We start from the raw sequence: 17,595 nt of genomic DNA, 5'->3' as shown, positions 1-17,595 counted from the left end.
AAGCGAATCCATAGTAGCATCGGTTATAAAACTCCTCAAACAATAGAAGATCTGGCTATAAAAGTAGCTTAGATTTAACTTTTTTGTGTCCAAAATATTGACTCAAATCCATACCTTTGATTTAAACGTGAGTTCTCTTATAGAAACTTTGAAAGTTGTTTGAGGACATTGGTTTATTAATTTTACTAGATGTGATATTATAAAATTGTGCAGTGACCTTTAGGTGATTCCGACCATTAACTGGACTGGGGCTATTGTTCATAGACCTCTAATATTGATGTGAGGCACTCCATTCAATTAGAAAGATGGCACTGCACATTAAATTAAATATAAATTAACGGATTACCTGTCAATTTCGACAGGTTTTTTATTATTTCAAAAGGAATATTATAGTTAATGTCGAATATTCCTGTTTAATAGACTATATAGAGAAATTTTAAAACAAATATAGTGAATAGTGTGCAGTTGAAACTCTAAAAGTGTATGGAGCTAGTGAGTCTAGACTCTTTTATTAAATCTGAGATTAAATATCTGGCGATATAATCCTAACATGCTACATTGGGCCTAAGCTCTAACAGAAACTTGGATGGTCAGATATAATCATACTGCTTACTGTTCGGAGAGGAAATCATGGAAAATACGATTACTCCTTTTAGTTATGGGAATCATTCAGATGATAAAGGTCAAGAGATTCGTAAGTTTTATCAGTTTTATGTTGGGATAGATATTGGGGCTAGCTTCCATGTAGCTTCTTGTATTAAATTTGATGCTTTTTTAGATCCTAAAGGAATTGCTTGGAAACGAACAAAAACGATGAAATTTAATTCCGATAGCACAGGAATAGCGGAATTTTTAAAGGCTTTAAAACAAATAGAAGATCAATTTAATATTACCAGAGATGATTTCTTAATTCTTTTAGAACCTACTGGTGGACATTATTCCTATTTAGTTCAGCAAGTATTATTGAATGAAGGATATCAACTCTTTCAAGTGGAAAATAAAGCAGTTGGTGAATTTCGTAAGAATAATCTAGGTATCTCAGAGAAATCAGATTCAATGGATGCCAAAGTAATGTCCTATTAGCGATTTGTTGATTTAACCACACACACAAAGATAGAAAATGGTGCCCATGGCACTTACGTTTTCGTTTCATTCCACCAGCTTCTATAGCTAATTGATTAAGTGTAGTGGGAGACATATATCGATATAACTCCTCGGCAAATAAAGACAACTCTTGTTTTGGATGCATATTCATAAAAAGTACGTCACCCTTTCTCATTGATATAAGAAAATAGTAACGTGCTTTTAATTTCAAGAATAGTCCAAATCCTTAAGTTGATGGATGTGTGGGGTGGTACCCCAATGTTGATTGTAAGAAGCACTTTTTGCATATACTTTAATCGGTTTTTCCTTTTAAAGTTTCTAAAACAGCCGGCATGCCGTAGTCCAAAAACATCCAAACAGCATGCAGAAAATAAAATAGACGTATATCCCATGAAAAAAATGAATGATACACGGCTATTTATGATGTATACTATAAAGATGTGCTTGTTTTTTAGAATTCAGGCTTACTTCCCTTCTACTATTGGAAGTAAAATAGAACTTAAATCAGTGGATTTTCCTTCATCCCCTACTAATAATGAAAAGCCCTAAACAGGATAAAAACAAAAATAGCCTGTAAATAGAACGACCACTGAAAACATCCACTTCATAAGAAAAAATAATATTTTGTACATCTATTAGTAATAACGCAACGCCCTTGCTCATTTTTTCCTCCTATTCCCTTTTCCTTCAATGACTTATGAAGTGTGTAATTAATTTTTATTCTATCTTTTATAATTTCTAATCCTATTTTATTTTGATATACTTCGTTTCTTAAATATATCTTTTCATTTTTTATTATCTGATTTTTTAATGTTCCTTTTTATTCCATACATACAGAAAGAAATATTTATAATCTTTCAGGGCATAGTAAGTATGAGGTGTTACTTTATGTTCAAAAAAATAGGAATCCTTTCTCTGCTTTTCTTTTTCTTATCCACACATGCGCTTGCAAATACAAGTAAGCAAATTGAAGTATTTGACTGTCAAAAAGGGATGGTCGTTCAAAAACAATCGTTACATGCAGAAATTCAACACGATGCGATTCAATATGCAAAATCCATTACTGGGGCATTTACAAATATAAATGTTGTTCCTAGAAGCGGATATATGATTAAAATCCCTTTAACCAAACCTGTTATCATCACAAATCAATGGATTCATACAACTATCGATGAGGTACTTGTCCTTCTTCCTAAAAATGAAAAACCTTATATTATGATTTACGATGACGAAAACCATCCACATTTTTATTATGTAAAAGGACATCCGGAGATTTTATTAAAACAGTTAAAAGTGAGAACGTAATTGAATGAAAGAAATTTCTTCAGGGGGAAGAAATTTCTTTCATTCTTATTGAACCGGATCATATAGTCTCATTTTAAGCATTTTCACCAAAATTCCAGAAAAATCATTCGCTGCCGTTTTCGAAAAGTTTTCATATAACATTATCGCTCCATCCTTTGCGCTATTAGAAATACATCTCATCATAAGAAACAGTATCCCTCTTTATATATTTGAAATTCTTTTATACCGCTAACTTTCTCTACATCACCAATCATAAAAATCTCCGTAATACAAGTTTTTTTCAGCTGTATAATAAGTCGATATAGTCCTTCAACTATTCTGCATTCCATTATTTCACAGCTTGTGATGAAGCATTAATCATTCCTCCGATACGAATTGAGTATTATGTTTGCCACTACTACAGTTCACTTTTACAAATAATTGCAACTTATAATCCTCTAAACCATTATACAAAAAATAAAAATATCCAGATAAACAGAACCATTCTTTCTTATAAAACCGCAACCATTCGCATGTTTTAACTGTGATACCATTTTCTATAAGTGATGAACCTCAATAAAAATTTTTGTAATCATAAAAACTATTTTTTGAAATAATTAGACTTTATCGTCACCTCCATTTATATTTAAATTACAGAATTTTTTAATCTATCATATATTCAAAACGAATACAATTCAAGCATTCACTTTACATTATGCAGTCATTTAAGCCATTTGCTTTCAATTTTATAAAGGAGGGTTATGTGGAATGGATGAAATTGATAAGAAAATTATTTTACTTTTACAAGAAGATGCTAGAATGACTATTACCGACATGACTGAACACTTAAATCTTAGTCGACCAAGTATTACAGAAAGGCTGAAACGTTTGCACGATGCAGGCATCATCGAAAAATATACAGCACGAATTTCTCCAGAAGCAGTTGGGAAGTCCATTCAAGCCTTTTTAAGAATTGAAAGTTTAAAAATCCCTTGTAAACATTTCGAAAAAATTATTTATGAAGAACACCAAATTCTCGAATGCCACCGCGTAACTGGTGAAAGTTGTTATTATTTAAAAGTCGCCGTTCGCTCTATGAAAGAATTAGAAAAATTGATTGATATTGTGATTCCTTTCGGTACAGTAAAGACTTCCATGATCTTATCATCACCTATTCCATATCGACCGATTATTGTAGACGAAAACAAAAAGGATTGATCAAAAAGATCAATCCTTTACTCTACTTCATTTAAGAAGAATATTGCTAAAACACCTGGCCCTGTATGCGCTCCAATTGCTGCGCCAATTGTATTTACAACAAATACTTCACAACCAAAACGCTCCTTAATGAGCGTTTTTAATACTTCAGCAGTTTCTAACTCATCACCATGTATAATAGCAATTGTTTGCTTTTGAAGGTTTTTCCCTCGTTCTTCCATAATATCAACCATGCGGCTTAACATTTTCTTTTTGCCTCTTATTTTTTCAAGTGGTACAAGTTTTCCCTCTTCCACATTTAAAATCGGTTTAATATTTAGTAAACCACCAATAAATCCAGCTACTTTGCTGAGGCGGCCACCTCTAACAAGATATTGTAAATCACCTACAGTAAAGATATGTTCTATATGTGTTATGAAAAAAGCAACTCGCTTTAAAATTTCTTCTTTTGACGCGCCTTCTTTTGCCATTTTAGCAGCTTCTAAGACAACAAGCCCTTGCCCAAGAGATGCACATTTCGTATCAACAATGTCTAAGTCGAAATCTGGATACGTTTCTTGTACTTCTTCTTTAACAAGGAGCGAAGATTGGTATGTACCGGAGAGTTCAGATGAAAAAGCTAAATATATACAAGGCGTACCTTCTTTTGCATATGTAGAAAACGTTTCTTGAAATGCTTTTAATGAAGGGAGCGATGTTTTATACGCTGCACCTTCTCTCATTTTTTGTAACAATTGAGTTGATTCTAACGTTACCCCGTCTAAATACTCTGTTTCTGCTTCATCAAAGACACGAAGCGGAATTACATCTATATCGTAAGCTTGCAGCACCTCTTTTGGTAAATCTGCCGCACTGTCTGTAATAATTTTTACACCCATTTTTAAACCTCTATTCTTTTTAAGTATACGATAATAAAAACGTTTACGTTTACCTTTACATATTATATACGTAAAACAAGATTGAAGGAAGAGAAACTATTGTAGATTATATGCTCGCAATGTCTACAAATTCATATTTTATGAGGAGGAAATCAGATGGAGATCCGACTTGCACAAAAAGAAGACTTAGACTGGGTTAATCATCAATACAGATCAGTAGGGTTTGTTCCTAGTAATCTCATATAAGATCGAGTTGCGATTATTACATACAATGGAAAGCAAGCTGGACTAGGACGTTTAGTTCATATTGATGAGCGCACAATTGAAATGGACAGTATTTACATACTCCCTACCTATCGTGGCCGGCAACTAGCTGGAAGATTAGTTTCTTTTTTAGTTCGAACGGCTAAAGAATCAAAAGTACCACACGTATATTGTATTCCGTTTGAAGAACTTGGTTCGTTCTATAAAAAATATGGATTTCAAGACATCGATATTGAAAAAGAGGATATGCATCCGACCATTATTGCGAAATATAAATGGCGCTTACAAGAATATGATAAACATGTATTATAATGGCCCATCTAAAAACGCCACCCATTTTTTCAAGTTATTCAACAACATTCCAACAATCATATTCCGCAGTTTTAAAATCTCCTTGAAAAAAACATTAAGAAAAATTTTTAAACAAATAGAAGGAAACAATTTCATGTTTTCACTAAAAAACGTTATAATAAGCTATGGCCTCTACGACTATGTTATAAAGGAGATTGAAACAATGGCTAAAATTAAAGTATATCAACCAAAAGAAGAACATATGGAAACAGTAAAAGACATTATTGATGTTCAAGAAGAAAATCCAACTACTGAACATTTACACACTCTATACACATGTGTATTAGATACGGAAGATATGGCTTTACCTGAATCATATATGGAAGAGGATATCTTAATTGACTCTATGGAAGTAATGGTAAATGCTTCTCAAAATAAATTAAGAGACCTAGGTACATATGATGTGATTGAAATACAAAACAAAAGCAAAAAAACACAAATTCTACTACTGTCAGACGAAGAATACGAAATTATTGAAGACTAATTTGTAAAGTACATATGCAAAAGCTCCTTTCTCATCTAGAAAGGGGCTTTTGCATATGTCAAAAGAATCTTCCCTTCTCTTACATCACTATATGTGTGACTTGTAAAAGGAATCCATCTTGCTTTTTTACAAACTGCAATCTTTTATTATTGGTTTTGTATTCCCACCACTAAAAACCTCTAACTCATCTACATCTAATCTTTTTAATAAAGCTGGCAATTCACCACGACATATATTACAAGTTTTTTGGTCAACATACATTGTAACTTTTCCAGGTAAGCTTCCTTGTTTTTCAAATGCTCTTATTAAAGAATGTGACTTTGTATGAGTAAGAGACTGTGCATGTCCCAAATGTTTTGGATTATTCTTTTTGGGCGGCACCCCATCGCCATCAAGCTAATAAAGGCAAATACCTTATGCGCATTAAGCCAAGAGTTTGAGTGTAATATTATTCGTGGAAAGCCTCTTCGTAAAGGTAATACGTAAAATACAAACAAAACCAGCACGACATAGAAAAATGTTTTGCTGGTTTTGTTGAAGTTCATCTTGAATTGTAGCTAGTTCAACATAACTGTAAATTCCGAGTTCGGCGCGCCAGCAAATACAACCGTTCCGTTCTTTGGCAGTTTTACCTTGTTATTGTTGCTCACAACGGTAAAGTTGACGCATACTCCCTTCTCATCATACACCGCAAACGAACTCTTCGATGGTAACTCCACGGTCATCGTTTTCCCTGCTGCCGCATACGGGATCGTAAACCATTTCGCATGCCCATTTGATTGCAGTGTAACTTTCGATGATTGACCTGTCTCAAGTGGTTTTACGTTGGATTCGCTGACGTATAACGAGCTGTCTATCTGCATATATTCCTTACCACCCTCTGTATAGAAACGAGCTTCCGTCGTATCGCGCCCATCCATCACAGGGATCTGGATTTGATGCGCCGCCGTGTTCGGACCTGTAATTTTTCTGCCATCCCAATAGCCTTTTAGGCCCTCTTGGCGAGTAATTTGTTTAGTAAGAGGTATCAGTTGTACGAGATAGTCCATAGAACTAAATTTCTCGTTCACGAGATAGAACTTGCCACCTTCCCGATCCGTCCATACGGCAGCAGTTTTCTTCGATAGCACGTTGTCTTCTAGTTTCTCAGCTAAATAGTGAGTCAGCACATCTTGCCCTAAACCTGGTGTTGATTTATATGTGCTCTCCATCAAATAAGTTCTTCCATTCTTCTCGGTAACAAAGTTGAGCTTGGAGGTGCCCTTCTCATTAATAAAGCTTCCATCTGCAGTATATACATACTTTTCTTCTCGATTAGATGGTAAGAACAGTTCTCCCTTCTTCGTAATTTCTATTTTAAAATGACTGTAGCTATTGCCGTAAAAGCCCGCTTTCTTTGCCACAGCTTGAGGCATCTTAGCCTTGACTGGCTTGCCAAAAGATTTGTCCGGCTTTATATCCTTAATTGTCCCCTTCTCTTTAAGCGCGGCGAGCAGTAATTTAGTTGCCAACAGTTGATTTGTCATGCTGCTTCCGCCAGATGACAGCACCGCTGCGGCCATCTTCTGCTCTGGAAGCACGACCAATGCAGCATGTTGCAGTAACGTGTCGCCGCCCTTAGCCAAGGCCTTTATCCCATATCTATTGAATGGATATAGCTTCACACTATCCCAGCCAAGACCATAGTTGAACACATAATCTCCAGCCCCCGGCCACATTCCTTTTTTATATTCCTCTTGCTCCATCTCCTTGACTGCCTTATTAGAAAGGATTCCTTTTCCCTGTCCCATAAATAATTGTGAGAATCGTACCACATCTTCTGCCGTGGAAGAGATTCCTCCCGTACCAATCACATTCACCGTTTCAATGGGAAGCTGTCCTTGGTACGTCGGAAAATAAAGTCCAGCCCGCTTTTCGTCCTCCCATTTATCCTGTGGCGTTTTCGTATGATTCAGTTTTAATGGCTTTGTAAACTGTTGATGTAGAAATTCAGTAAAACTCATACCGCTGACTCTTTCTACCAAAATCTCGGCCAGCGTAAAACCGTCGTTACAGTATACCGAAAACGCGCCAGGGTCCGCCTTCAAACTTTGGGTGGATAGTTGCCGCAACAAGATATCATGGGTATAGGTATCATTATCTTTAAATAAAAATGAATTATTTAACGTGGTACCTTGCAAACCGGAGGAGTGGTTCAATAGCATACGCGTTGTAATGCGCTTGTATCGCTTATCTTTCATCTTGAACTCAGGAATATAGCGAACGACAGGAGTATCCAAATCGACTTTTCCTTCATCGACCAATTTCATAACAGCCGCAGCTGTATATACTTTACTGGTTGAACCAATCCCGTATAGAGTATCTTTGGTCAGCGGCTGTTTCCCTTCCATATCATTCTTGCCTGTCTGATCCGATAAAATAAGTTTACCATTATCAATTAGCGCATACTGCACGCTAGTCGTCTCATAGGACTTCGTGAGTAGCGCAGCGTTCTCTGCAGCAATCTTCTCCAATTCTTTGCTAGCAACTTCTTGGCTAGCTACAATCGGAGTCTTAGTACTAGAAGACGCTATCGCTCCTGTTGGTAGAATCATCGTTAGAGCCAAGGTAGCAACTAACACCCCAAATCGTTTATTTTCCATAAGAGAAATGCCTCCTTAGATAAATGATCGATTTCATCTCTTATTTGTTCAATTACAAACATCACATAAATTACTATTCCGTCTTTATCCCTACCGGCTAAATTCAGCAAGTAAAGTACTTTTAAAAAGCCCCGGACTCTCGGCTCTACCCATACCGTTCAAATTGACGGCCAACATATGCCTACCTCCATGTTGTACCTCCAACAAAAGTATCAAATCCTGCAATACCACCTGTATGTCCCCATATCGAGACACCGTTAGGAAGTTTAATTTCATAGATTCCTAGACCATATCCATTGATTCCTCCCTTTCCTGTGGAAACTGTAGTAAGCATTTGTTTTAGTTGCTGTTCTTTCATTAATTTGCCACCAAGCAAATAAGAAAAGAATTTATTTAAGTCGTCAGCAGTAGAAATCATATCTCCAGCCGAGCTAGCTATACTTGGATTATAATATGTTACGTCTTTTAGCTCATTTGCTCCGTCTAGTTGTACATATCCACGGGCATGCTTGGTTCCTGGAATTACCAGGTAGGAATGTATTCGACAATTCAAGCGGTTCAATAATCCGATTTTCAATCTCTTCTGCATAGCTGTTTCCTGTTACTTTTTCAATAAGGATACCCAGTATGTTCGAGTAGGACCAGCCCTTTTCTGGGACAAAGTCTGGGGGCAAAGAAATCCCCATCTTTACTAATTCTTCAGCCATATACGTTTTTTTATATCCATAAGATTAAAGTCTGTTGACCTTGAGTATTCAGCGATACCACTTGTATGGTTCAATATCTGCCGAATAGTAATCTGTTTACCATCATATCCGTTTCCTTGCATGATACTAGGCAACCATTTTTCGATGGAGTCGTCCAGATTCAAGCAATTCTCTCCAGCTAATTGAAGTACAACAGTTGCCGTGAACGTCTTCGTCACGCTTCCAATATGAAAACGAAAATCTGTTTTCATTTGTTTCTTAGTGCTCCAATCCGCTCCCCCAGTGGCATACCCCTACGTTTTTCCACCTTCAGAAATTTTAGCGAGTATCCCCGGGTACCCAAGATGCAATGTATCCCGCATTGCTTGATAGAAGTACGATCTCGTTGCGTACTTGTTTGTAACGAACTAGATATATTTTGAGTGGGCTCTGCTTTTACAATTAGGGTTGATGTCGTGTATAACAGGGAACTTCCAGCTATTAAAAAAGCCAGGCTTGCAAATGTAATTTGACTATGTGTTTTCATAAGGCATTCTTCTCTACTCATATTGTATCGATGGTTACTTGCTTTCATACAAATCACACAGCTAACATCTCTACCAATGACAAAAGGTCAACATTGCATTCATAATCATCTTCATGATAATTATTTTTAAAAATACCCTTCTGTCCTAACAAACAGTAAATTCCTCTTTTTTCACATGTATGTTAATCCCAGAAATTATATCTTTTCCTTAGAACACTCTTATTACGAGTTTGTTTTTTACATAAATATATCTTATCTAATCCCCCTTCCACTCTTCTTTATATTTTTATCCTACACAATAAAAATTTCTTTTTTCTTATCCATTCCTTAAAAATTCCTTACGTACAAAATAGCTTCTATAATAGGATAGAAGGAGGATCTGTGCCCGAAAATGCAAAGTATTTTTCAATAAATATATTAATCAAAAATTTCTTTAACCTAAGGGGTACTCCATATCCATCAGCTTAAGGTAAATAAACACCCTCAAAACATTAGATTAATGGGCATAGAGCGAACCCACTCTACTTCTCTTAACCACTTTTGCCCTATCAGAGCGCCATAACCGAGATGTATTGAGTGCAATAACTTGGCATATGCAACATTCAACAATGGCTCTTGTAAACCTTCACGTACTTGTTCTTCTGTTGAAACTCGTACATAACCAACTACTTTCTCTTCCATCTTGAATCCCTTCCCGTTACAGCAATTAAAGTCCCTGTAACGTTTACCCGTTTTTTGCGGATAACATGTGCATAACGTCCATCCGTTAAAACGTACTTTACGATGACTTCAAAACATAATACAACCCTTTATTTTTCCCTCTACTATCGTCGTACACTGTACATAGCCATTACAATCTATAAAACAACAATAAAAATTTAACACTTAATGCACTTATAAAATTATAGTGCTCTGTTAAATTTCTACGCTAAAACACAAAAAAGCACTTGTTGCCTTTAATTGACAATCAAGTGCTTTAAGTTCATTTGTTTTTTACCAACATTAAATTTGTAAATTTTATAGTAACAGTATGAACCCTTCATATGTCATGACAAGTAACACGTTAAAACTTACGAGTTTGTACGAGTTCATTACATTCATGTCCATTCCATGTGTTTATATTCGTCGCCCATAAAATGTCATCTCGCCTAAGCTCGTACTTCGTTTTCTATTCTATCATTGCACACAGTACTCCATGATGGTACAACCATCATGAAGTATGTACTTTCTAACAGCCTATTCTTTTTCTTTTCACTGCAAATATACTTTATTCGCACTAATCTATATATTCTGCCGTACCAATGAAATCCAACTTGTAGGTAGTCTTATCTACGAAGTTAACAATTTTACCTTCTTTATTATAATCATAATTATAAATTAAAATGATGGTATTGTATTTAGACTTTAACTTAATGTTATTGTACTGTTGTATTAATTGATTATCATATGAAAAATCTACTAACAGCTTTTCTATGTCATCTTCAGCATCAGGAATCCAATCTTTTTCAACTAAGTCCCTATCATAATAACCTAATTTAAAATCTTTCTCAAAAATAGAGGGAATACTATCTCCATCTTCATTATATTTTATTTCAGTGTACGTTTCGAGTTCATCAAAATCACTAAAGCATCCTAACCATAAAGAAACATCGTTTTTCATTTTTTACCTCCTCAAACCTTCTGGTAAATCCATAATGCCATTTTTCATTCTATTTTCAGCCCATTCATTAAGCCCTTTAACAAAACTTTCATAGTCAGAAGCAGAATCAATAATCTTTAACATTTCATTATGTGCTTTTGTCGAGCCTCTTCTTCCATGACGACCAGGTGGATTTACAAATTCAACATCTTTAGTCAGAGACCTCATTTCTTTAATATCATCCATACTAATTCCCCACTGCTTAAATTTAGGAGTTCTAGCTACAAGATGCCACTCATGGTATCCTCCTGGGCGTCTAATCCTATCTTCTATTTTACTTCTCAACTGAGGATTATTCCACATTTCCTCAAATTCTTTTGCTGATAGATTATCAAACCATTTATTAAACTCATTGTTTCTTACTGATGGAATTTTCACATCACTTAAATGCTTACTATTCCCACTAGTACTCTTACTACCTTCACCCGTACCCTTAACTCCCGAACCACCATTCCCCTTCGCAAGTTGATAAGCATCCTCTTTAGCGGTTGCTCGCACTCTTGCAAAGTTTTCTGCTATTTCTCCAACAGTTGCATGTTCTATATGAGGAATTTTTATTCCCATTCCAGTGTCTGCTGACCTGATTGCTACCGGGAACTTCCGTTTTTTTTCATGTATGTAATGCATTCTTTAGCGTCTCGTTCTCCTTTAACGATTGCACCACATTTTCCCCTATATTTGGATGGGACAGCCCCACTTAATTTTTTAACAGTCTATTCTTTTTGTCTTTTTCTGTCGCCTTACCTCTTTGTCTCTGGTCAACTGAGTATTCCTATCCTGCTCTATTTAATTAAATTGGATTATTGGGATACTCATCTAAATACCTACTAATTAAATCCTTACTTTCACTATCATCCGGTTCTGTTCCTAAGTATTTATGCTCCCAAATAACTAACTGGTCATCAAAACTATAATCAGTATCGAACCAATTGGTATAATCATAATGCACGTTCAGCTTTCCATTGCTATCAAGAGATAATGTAAAAGAGTACCAAAGTTCTTGTTGATTATCTTTAAAAACCTTTCTTAGTTTATCACTTAACTCAAATAAAGTTCTATCCTTCAGTTTATAGTATTCTTTATCAATCTCGTATTCATAAGGAATTTCTAAACTATACTTATAGCTCTGTTCATCCTCGAGTGTATTATAGAAAAAGTAAGTTCCCCCACCTGTTTCTGATATTTGAGCGTAAAAATAAAACTTTCTCCATTCTTCCGGAATCATTTCATTAACCGTTTCAGCAATTTCTCTATATATTTGATTCATTTCTTTTTCCATACTCAATATAATCAACCTCCTAACTGATTTTTAATAGTTTTCTTAACTAGCCTTTTCCCTTCAATTTTATACACTATCTCAAAATAATTTGGTCTTAGTGAATCCCCTATATAAACTGGTTCAATCTTTACTGATACTTTTTTCGGTGGAATTTCTTTTAAAGCATTTGCCCAAACTGTCTCCATCTTGTACCACTCTCCACCAGAGCGATTAATTTGTCTATTTTGAGCAATCAAATTGTCAATATCTCCAGAACCATGAAACTGTGTTCCTATCAAGTGCCCACCATCATCATCCAACAACCTATCTTCTCGTCCTGCTGCCACTTGCATTCCCGGGTTTCGCGTTCCTTTTTGAAGTATTAATTCTTCTGCCTCAACATCTACTATTCTACCAAGTTCATCTGTTGTATATTTATAATTCTCCTCAGTAATGTAACGTACGTTCGGTGCAAGTTCTTTCCTTCCATTCTTCCCTTTAATGATGTGTTTCCCAAAATCTTCTTCTTTTATTTCAGTTATCTTAGGAGTATTACCCGTACCCTTAACTCCCGAACCACCATTCCCTTTCGCCAGTTGATAAGCATCCTCTTTAGCGGCTGCTCGCACTCTTGCAAAGTTTTCTGCTATTTCTCCAACAGTTGCATGTTCTATATGAGGAATTTTTATTCCCATTCCAGTGTCTGCTGACCTGATTCCTACGGGGACCTTCGTTTTTTTCCATGTATGTAATGCACTCTTTAATGTCTCATTCTCCTTTAACGATTGTACCACATTTTTCCCCATATTTGGATGGAAGTCAGCGATTCCCTCTTTCCATTTTGTGAGTTTTGCCAGGGATCCAAGGTCGAGTGTTCCTTTGAATGCTTTTGCTGCTGAACCGAGTCCTGGGATAAGGTCAAGTGCTCCGAAGAAGCCAGCTTCTACTTGTTCTTCTTTGCTTAGTTTTCGGCGCGTTCCCCAATCCTCCCCTTCGATGGCACTTTTTACTTGTAGACCACCGTATACAACTGACGCTGCGATTCCGAGCGGCGGACAGAAAATTGTCGTGACGATGAGTGCTCCGCTGATTGCTACATCACGCCATGCTTCTAATTTTTTCTGTTCGTCTTCTATAGAGGTATACTCAAATCCTCGCATAGATGGGACTAGTTGACGATATTCTTTGTAGTTTAGTTTCGCATCTGGATTTTGCTTTTTGACTTCTTTATACTGCGCGCGAAGTACGTGATCAAAGGCCAGTGAATCTTTGAAAATGTCATCTACTGTTATTTTTTCTTTTTTTGTCGTAATGGTTTGCGGAACCCCGTATGCATGGCTACTTGGTAATGTTGTTGTCGTTGTGGCACCAATTCGATTTTTTGTTTGAAAGTCTCGAATGGATATGTCTCTCATTTTTTGAGCAAATTCATCCATCTTTTTATAGAACGGTTCATCTATATGTTCATATACAATCTGTCCTGCTTTATCACAATAGTTTTGCAGCGTTGTATAATCCTCAAGTAATGTATTTATTTTCTTTTCTTGTTTTCTATGATAGAAATCAATACATCTATCTGAATCTAAGTCTTGTATTCTCTCTTGTATATCATCTAAAAGTTCATCTGCTTGCCGTAAGTTCGTGATTGCATCTTTTGTAATCTCATTGATCCCATCTTTCATTTGTTGCCAATGCTTTGACCTATAATGCACATCCATCTCTTTTCCATCCCCTACTTCCGTATCCAGATTATTCAAGAACTTCTAATATTTTTTGTAATTCCTCGTCTTTTTTTATCATTTCTTCAAGTGTATAGTTATCCGCCAATTCCATTGTTTTTTCTAATCTGTCTTTATAATGAGCCTCACCTTTTGATAGAAATGAGAATTTGCTAGTTTATTAATGTTTTGCCTCCTTTATTTTATCCCGCCAAACAATCGAATTTTTAATATTTTGCATACAATCTGCCTTATGATTATTTTCGGAATTTTCCTTAAGAATAAATTTCATATGGATATTCTACCAAAAAATGATAACCCTTTCATTATTTATTCGCTATTATTACGTACGCTTTATACTTGTGTAACGCTACTAGATTGAACTATAATTTGGGTGTTTTTGCCCATCCCCGCGAAAAGGGGGAATAAAAAAAGCAAACTTCCCTTTTTTGGATAGTGACAGGATTACTGTCATAAACCGCAAAGTATAATTCAATAAAATTGTAAAAAGTGTAGGGTGACTTTTTGAAAAGGTTTAGGGGAATCATTTTGACAATTATTTTTGGTAATATCGTATGTCATTGATTCCAAGTACCTTAATAAAGATTAAATTAGTTAAAAAAATTATGTTTTTTGGTAACTAATCTTATTATTTTGTGCGATTTTAAAAAGTTACTTTGCGGTTCCTAGCAAGAACCCTGTCACTGCCTCTTTTAAGAAAGCTTGCTTGTTTCTTCATTTATCCCGACATATTATTCATACTATCCTCCGGGGAAAATACAGAAATATGATCTACTTTTCCAGTGGAATTGGGAATCACAAATTTTAATTCAAATTGTTTGTTTACTTTATAAATATATATTTTGTCATCTCCATTTGTCTTAACTGTCGTCGGTTTTCCTAATGCATTTTCAATATCTTGTAATGTGAGTGAACGAAGGTTTGGATGATTGGAGCGAACATCAAAAATTTGAGATCCTTTATTAAAACCAATGACGACATTCCTCTTCGTATATGTTGCATACATTCCTTTACCAGCTGGCTCAGTTTTGTCCGCTTTACCCCATTCTTTTTCTACTTCTTCAATATCTCCTGTGTGCGCCGCGACTGATACATTCGGTACTTTTCCTTGCTTGGCCTGTTCTAATATATTTTTGATTTGGGTTACTGTTTTAAAATTCGTTGATGTGCTTGACGTATCTTGTTTCGTACCCACTTCTTTCTTTTCCGATTCGCTTGATTGCTTTGTAGTTTCATTTTTCTTTTCATTCGCTTGATTACTTGTAGTTTGTTTAGATGTTTCTGTTGGTGGCTTCTGTTCATCCGCACTCTTACAAGCAGTTATTATACATACACATATGAAGCTGATCATGAGTATAAGAAGCTTTTTCATATATCTCCTCCTCTTTCGTTACATTAATCCTTGTAGCCAATTCATTACACTACTTTTTAAATCATGTGAGCACCAAAAGTTGAGCGCTTTCTCTTCACCTAAGTGTGCTACTAAATCTTCCATGTAAGATGTTCCTAAAAAATAACCAAGTCGATTATAGCCGAAGTAACGTCCTCCCGATAAGCGAAACCATTCTTTTTCTTTCACATCATTCCATCCAGCCATATAATCCTCGAAAAACATCTGTTTTATTTGTACTTCCTTATTCGTATAGCACTCTAGCCATGCTTCACCTTCATTATCATATGCATAATAAACAGATTCCTTTATTTTGATAGATATGTTGCAACTCCTTCACGATACAAACTAACTGCTCCATCTGTCCAACTCACATCATGCCAATCTATGCCACTGCGGTCTAATAAAACATTATGATATATATGCCCAATTTCATGAGCTACAATCACACGAAGGTGCTCTAACTTAGGCGACAGTTTTTCATCTGCCAAAAACACTTGACCAATAATTTCTCTATTAACAAATGCATTGGAACTAAAGCCACCCACAAACAAATGAAAATTCAAATGTAGTTCAAAATTAAAACGCAAGCTATAGCGATTTATAACATCTTGAATTACGTCCGGTAATATGTTAGAAACCGTTTCAATATTTTTAGCTTCTCTGAATATCTCTCAATTGCTTTTGTAAGTCTCTCTACTATTTTCGGACAATGATACATAAAGTATTCTTCAAACACTGCCTCATGTGCAGCATAGTATCACTTTAAATCATCCACCGTGATTCCTTCCGTTTTATATAGGTTTAGAAAGGTCGGAATTGTATTATTCACTATCACTGTTTATCGTCTCCCTCATCATTTACACGAAATGTCCTTTATACACCTTCTCTATTTCGTGAGACTATCCCTTTCTATATAGTGAAACTTCCTAACCGTTTCTAATTTATAGGAAAACTAAAAAACTGCCCCAAAAAGGGCAGTCCGATATGTATTTATGCTTCAATATCTTTACCATCTTCAACAATATGGTACAATAAATGTGCTAAATGATGAATTGGGCCATATTCTTCCTCTTCTTCCTCTGTTTCTCCTTGGAATTCAAGGTCATTTAAATATAGTGCTAAAAATTGATAGAATAATTTTAAATCAAATTCAAAGCAAGCGCTTGGCTCTTCCTGATCACCTTCATATTGCAACATTAAATAATGCTCGTTTCCTTCTGCATCTTCGGCATCAAAAAATACAAAAAAACCAACGTTTGTATCTAAATCAAATAAATGACGTGTTCCATTTTCGGTTGCTTTATTAAAGTCTTCTTCATTTAACTTATGTACTGTTGTTGCTTTTACATTGTCTTCCTGATGAAAGTTTACTGTAAATGATTTCAATGCTAACACCTCCTGATGGTATAACAGTAGCATAACAGATTAAAGACAAGAATACAAAAAGGACTGCTTACAATCTGTAAACAGCCCTAATTTTTTATTTTTTCATTGCCCTTAGTAAAAAGCTGACGATGAAAATTAAAATAATCGCTCCTATTAAGGCTGGAATAATCGCAAAGCCTCCGATAACAGGACCAAATCTACCAAGAAGCGCCGTTCCAACCCATGAACCGATAATACCTGCAACGATATTGCCAATGACTCCGCCAGGTACATCTTTTCCTGTAATCAAACTTGCAAGCCATCCTAAAATACCGCCGACAATTAAAGACCATATAAATGCCATATCATTTCCTCCTTCTTTTATAAAATAAAAGTAACACTAATCATTGCTTACTATTAGTTATGCTACTTTTTTCTTAAGTTATACTGCTATATAACAAATCAATACGACGACTATATCATTCCATCACATGTAATCATTTTATAATAATCTAGAAAAGATTTTTACAAATACAAAAATGCACTTTTGTTTTTTTACTTTAAGGAAGATTTATTGAACTACCCCCACTTAACACTCTTACGAGCTGTTTGAAGTGGGAGATTCCTAAGAACACCAACCTAACGGTTAGTTATTGATTAGGCTATCCCCGTAGTCCCTACGG

The 17,595-nt window shown here is 35.5% G+C and carries 12 protein-coding genes and 7 pseudogenes; 5 read left to right on the top strand and 14 right to left on the bottom strand.

Features of this window, described 5'->3' with window-relative positions:
- Positions 1–630: 630 nt before the first annotated feature.
- Positions 631–1,080: pseudogene (locus MR059_RS20920) on the top strand (IS110 family transposase); the annotation flags it as partial.
- On the opposite strand, the pseudogene MR059_RS20915 reads toward MR059_RS20920, so the two are convergent.
- Positions 1,070–1,255 (bottom strand): annotated as a pseudogene (locus tag MR059_RS20915) (IS4 family transposase); the annotation flags it as partial. The pseudogenes MR059_RS20920 and MR059_RS20915 sit on opposite strands and share 11 nt — an antisense overlap.
- A gap of 737 nt (positions 1,256–1,992) precedes the next feature.
- On the opposite strand from MR059_RS20915, the gene MR059_RS20910 reads away from it, so the two are divergent.
- Both MR059_RS20910 and MR059_RS20905 read left to right on the top strand, forming a co-directional pair.
- Positions 1,993–2,409 (top strand): hypothetical protein, encoded by a 417-nt coding sequence (locus MR059_RS20910; RefSeq protein WP_012094424.1) that lies wholly within the window; start codon positions 1,993–1,995, stop codon positions 2,407–2,409.
- A 747-nt stretch (positions 2,410–3,156) separates the two neighbouring features.
- On the top strand, positions 3,157–3,606 hold the full coding sequence (locus MR059_RS20905) for an Lrp/AsnC family transcriptional regulator (protein ID WP_012094425.1): 450 nt from the start codon (positions 3,157–3,159) through the stop codon (positions 3,604–3,606).
- Between the two features lie 17 nt (positions 3,607–3,623).
- On the opposite strand, the gene MR059_RS20900 is transcribed toward MR059_RS20905, so the two are convergent.
- Entirely contained in the window at positions 3,624–4,484 is an 861-nt protein-coding gene (locus tag MR059_RS20900; RefSeq protein WP_012094426.1) for a DegV family protein, read from the bottom strand.
- Positions 4,485–4,640: 156 nt separating this feature from the next.
- On the opposite strand from MR059_RS20900, the pseudogene MR059_RS20895 reads away from it, so the two are divergent.
- Positions 4,641–5,060, top strand: a pseudogene (locus tag MR059_RS20895) (GNAT family N-acetyltransferase).
- Positions 5,061–5,262: 202 nt separating this feature from the next.
- On the top strand, positions 5,263–5,583 hold the full coding sequence (locus MR059_RS20890) for a hypothetical protein (protein ID WP_041809764.1): 321 nt from the start codon (positions 5,263–5,265) through the stop codon (positions 5,581–5,583).
- A gap of 126 nt (positions 5,584–5,709) precedes the next feature.
- Here MR059_RS20890 and MR059_RS20885 read toward each other — a convergent pair whose 3' ends face one another.
- The 12 genes and pseudogenes from MR059_RS20885 to MR059_RS20830 form a co-directional block, all read right to left on the bottom strand.
- Positions 5,710–5,964 (bottom strand): deaminase, encoded by a 255-nt coding sequence (locus MR059_RS20885; protein ID WP_048724450.1) that lies wholly within the window; start codon positions 5,962–5,964, stop codon positions 5,710–5,712.
- A gap of 176 nt (positions 5,965–6,140) precedes the next feature.
- A complete protein-coding gene (locus tag MR059_RS20880; RefSeq protein ID WP_242162015.1) occupies positions 6,141–8,225 on the bottom strand; it encodes a serine hydrolase domain-containing protein in 2,085 nt (694 codons plus the stop codon).
- A 90-nt stretch (positions 8,226–8,315) separates the two neighbouring features.
- Positions 8,316–9,458, bottom strand: a pseudogene (locus MR059_RS20875) (serine hydrolase domain-containing protein).
- A gap of 532 nt (positions 9,459–9,990) precedes the next feature.
- Positions 9,991–10,139 (bottom strand): annotated as a pseudogene (locus tag MR059_RS20870) (recombinase family protein); the annotation flags it as partial.
- Between the two features lie 595 nt (positions 10,140–10,734).
- Entirely contained in the window at positions 10,735–11,118 is a 384-nt protein-coding gene (locus tag MR059_RS20865) for an immunity 22 family protein (RefSeq protein WP_012094444.1), read from the bottom strand.
- A gap of 3 nt (positions 11,119–11,121) precedes the next feature.
- Positions 11,122–11,842: pseudogene (locus tag MR059_RS20860) on the bottom strand (hypothetical protein); the annotation flags it as partial.
- 105 nt (positions 11,843–11,947) lie between these two features.
- Complete coding sequence (locus MR059_RS20855; protein WP_087095006.1) at positions 11,948–12,436, bottom strand: immunity protein YezG family protein; 489 nt, start codon at positions 12,434–12,436, stop codon at positions 11,948–11,950.
- A gap of 11 nt (positions 12,437–12,447) precedes the next feature.
- Complete coding sequence (locus MR059_RS20850; RefSeq protein ID WP_242162014.1) at positions 12,448–14,133, bottom strand: DNA/RNA non-specific endonuclease; 1,686 nt, start codon at positions 14,131–14,133, stop codon at positions 12,448–12,450.
- Between the two features lie 739 nt (positions 14,134–14,872).
- Positions 14,873–15,526: a YjgB family protein gene (locus MR059_RS20845; RefSeq protein ID WP_242162013.1), complete on the bottom strand. Its 654-nt coding sequence runs from the start codon at positions 15,524–15,526 to the stop codon at positions 14,873–14,875.
- Between the two features lie 18 nt (positions 15,527–15,544).
- Positions 15,545–16,265 (bottom strand): annotated as a pseudogene (locus MR059_RS20840) (DUF5700 domain-containing putative Zn-dependent protease).
- A 272-nt stretch (positions 16,266–16,537) separates the two neighbouring features.
- Positions 16,538–16,933 carry a hypothetical protein gene (locus MR059_RS20835; protein ID WP_012094447.1) on the bottom strand — a complete coding sequence of 132 codons (396 nt, stop codon included), beginning with the start codon at positions 16,931–16,933 and terminating at the stop codon, positions 16,538–16,540.
- Positions 16,934–17,027: 94 nt separating this feature from the next.
- The gene (locus MR059_RS20830) at positions 17,028–17,276 is read right to left on the bottom strand and encodes a GlsB/YeaQ/YmgE family stress response membrane protein (protein ID WP_012094448.1); all 249 of its coding nucleotides are present in this window, start codon (positions 17,274–17,276) and stop codon (positions 17,028–17,030) included.
- Positions 17,277–17,595 lie beyond the last annotated feature (319 nt).

It is taken from the genome of Bacillus cereus group sp. BfR-BA-01522 (assembly GCF_022662635.1).
In the GTDB taxonomy this organism is placed as follows: Bacteria; Bacillota; Bacilli; order Bacillales; family Bacillaceae_G; genus Bacillus_A; species Bacillus_A cytotoxicus.
The sequence above is the reverse complement of the archived record's forward strand: the minus strand, read 5'-3'. Positions and strand labels throughout refer to the sequence as shown.

What these genes read in the sequence shown, in the direction of transcription:
- MR059_RS20910 (WP_012094424.1), top strand. Translation starts at nt 1,993, where the DNA reads ATGTTCAAAAAAATAGGAATCCTTTCTCTGCTTTTCTTTTTCTTATCC.
- MR059_RS20905 (WP_012094425.1), top strand. Translation starts at nt 3,157, where the DNA reads ATGGATGAAATTGATAAGAAAATTATTTTACTTTTACAAGAAGATGCT.
- MR059_RS20900 (WP_012094426.1), bottom strand. Translation starts at nt 4,484, where the DNA reads ATGGGTGTAAAAATTATTACAGACAGTGCGGCAGATTTACCAAAAGAG.
- MR059_RS20890 (WP_041809764.1), top strand. Translation starts at nt 5,263, where the DNA reads ATGGCTAAAATTAAAGTATATCAACCAAAAGAAGAACATATGGAAACA.
- MR059_RS20880 (WP_242162015.1), bottom strand. Translation starts at nt 8,225, where the DNA reads ATGGAAAATAAACGATTTGGGGTGTTAGTTGCTACCTTGGCTCTAACG.
- MR059_RS20865 (WP_012094444.1), bottom strand. Translation starts at nt 11,118, where the DNA reads ATGAAAAACGATGTTTCTTTATGGTTAGGATGCTTTAGTGATTTTGAT.
- MR059_RS20855 (WP_087095006.1), bottom strand. Translation starts at nt 12,436, where the DNA reads ATGGAAAAAGAAATGAATCAAATATATAGAGAAATTGCTGAAACGGTT.
- MR059_RS20850 (WP_242162014.1), bottom strand. Translation starts at nt 14,133, where the DNA reads ATGGATGTGCATTATAGGTCAAAGCATTGGCAACAAATGAAAGATGGG.
- MR059_RS20845 (WP_242162013.1), bottom strand. Translation starts at nt 15,526, where the DNA reads ATGAAAAAGCTTCTTATACTCATGATCAGCTTCATATGTGTATGTATA.
- MR059_RS20830 (WP_012094448.1), bottom strand. Translation starts at nt 17,276, where the DNA reads ATGGCATTTATATGGTCTTTAATTGTCGGCGGTATTTTAGGATGGCTT.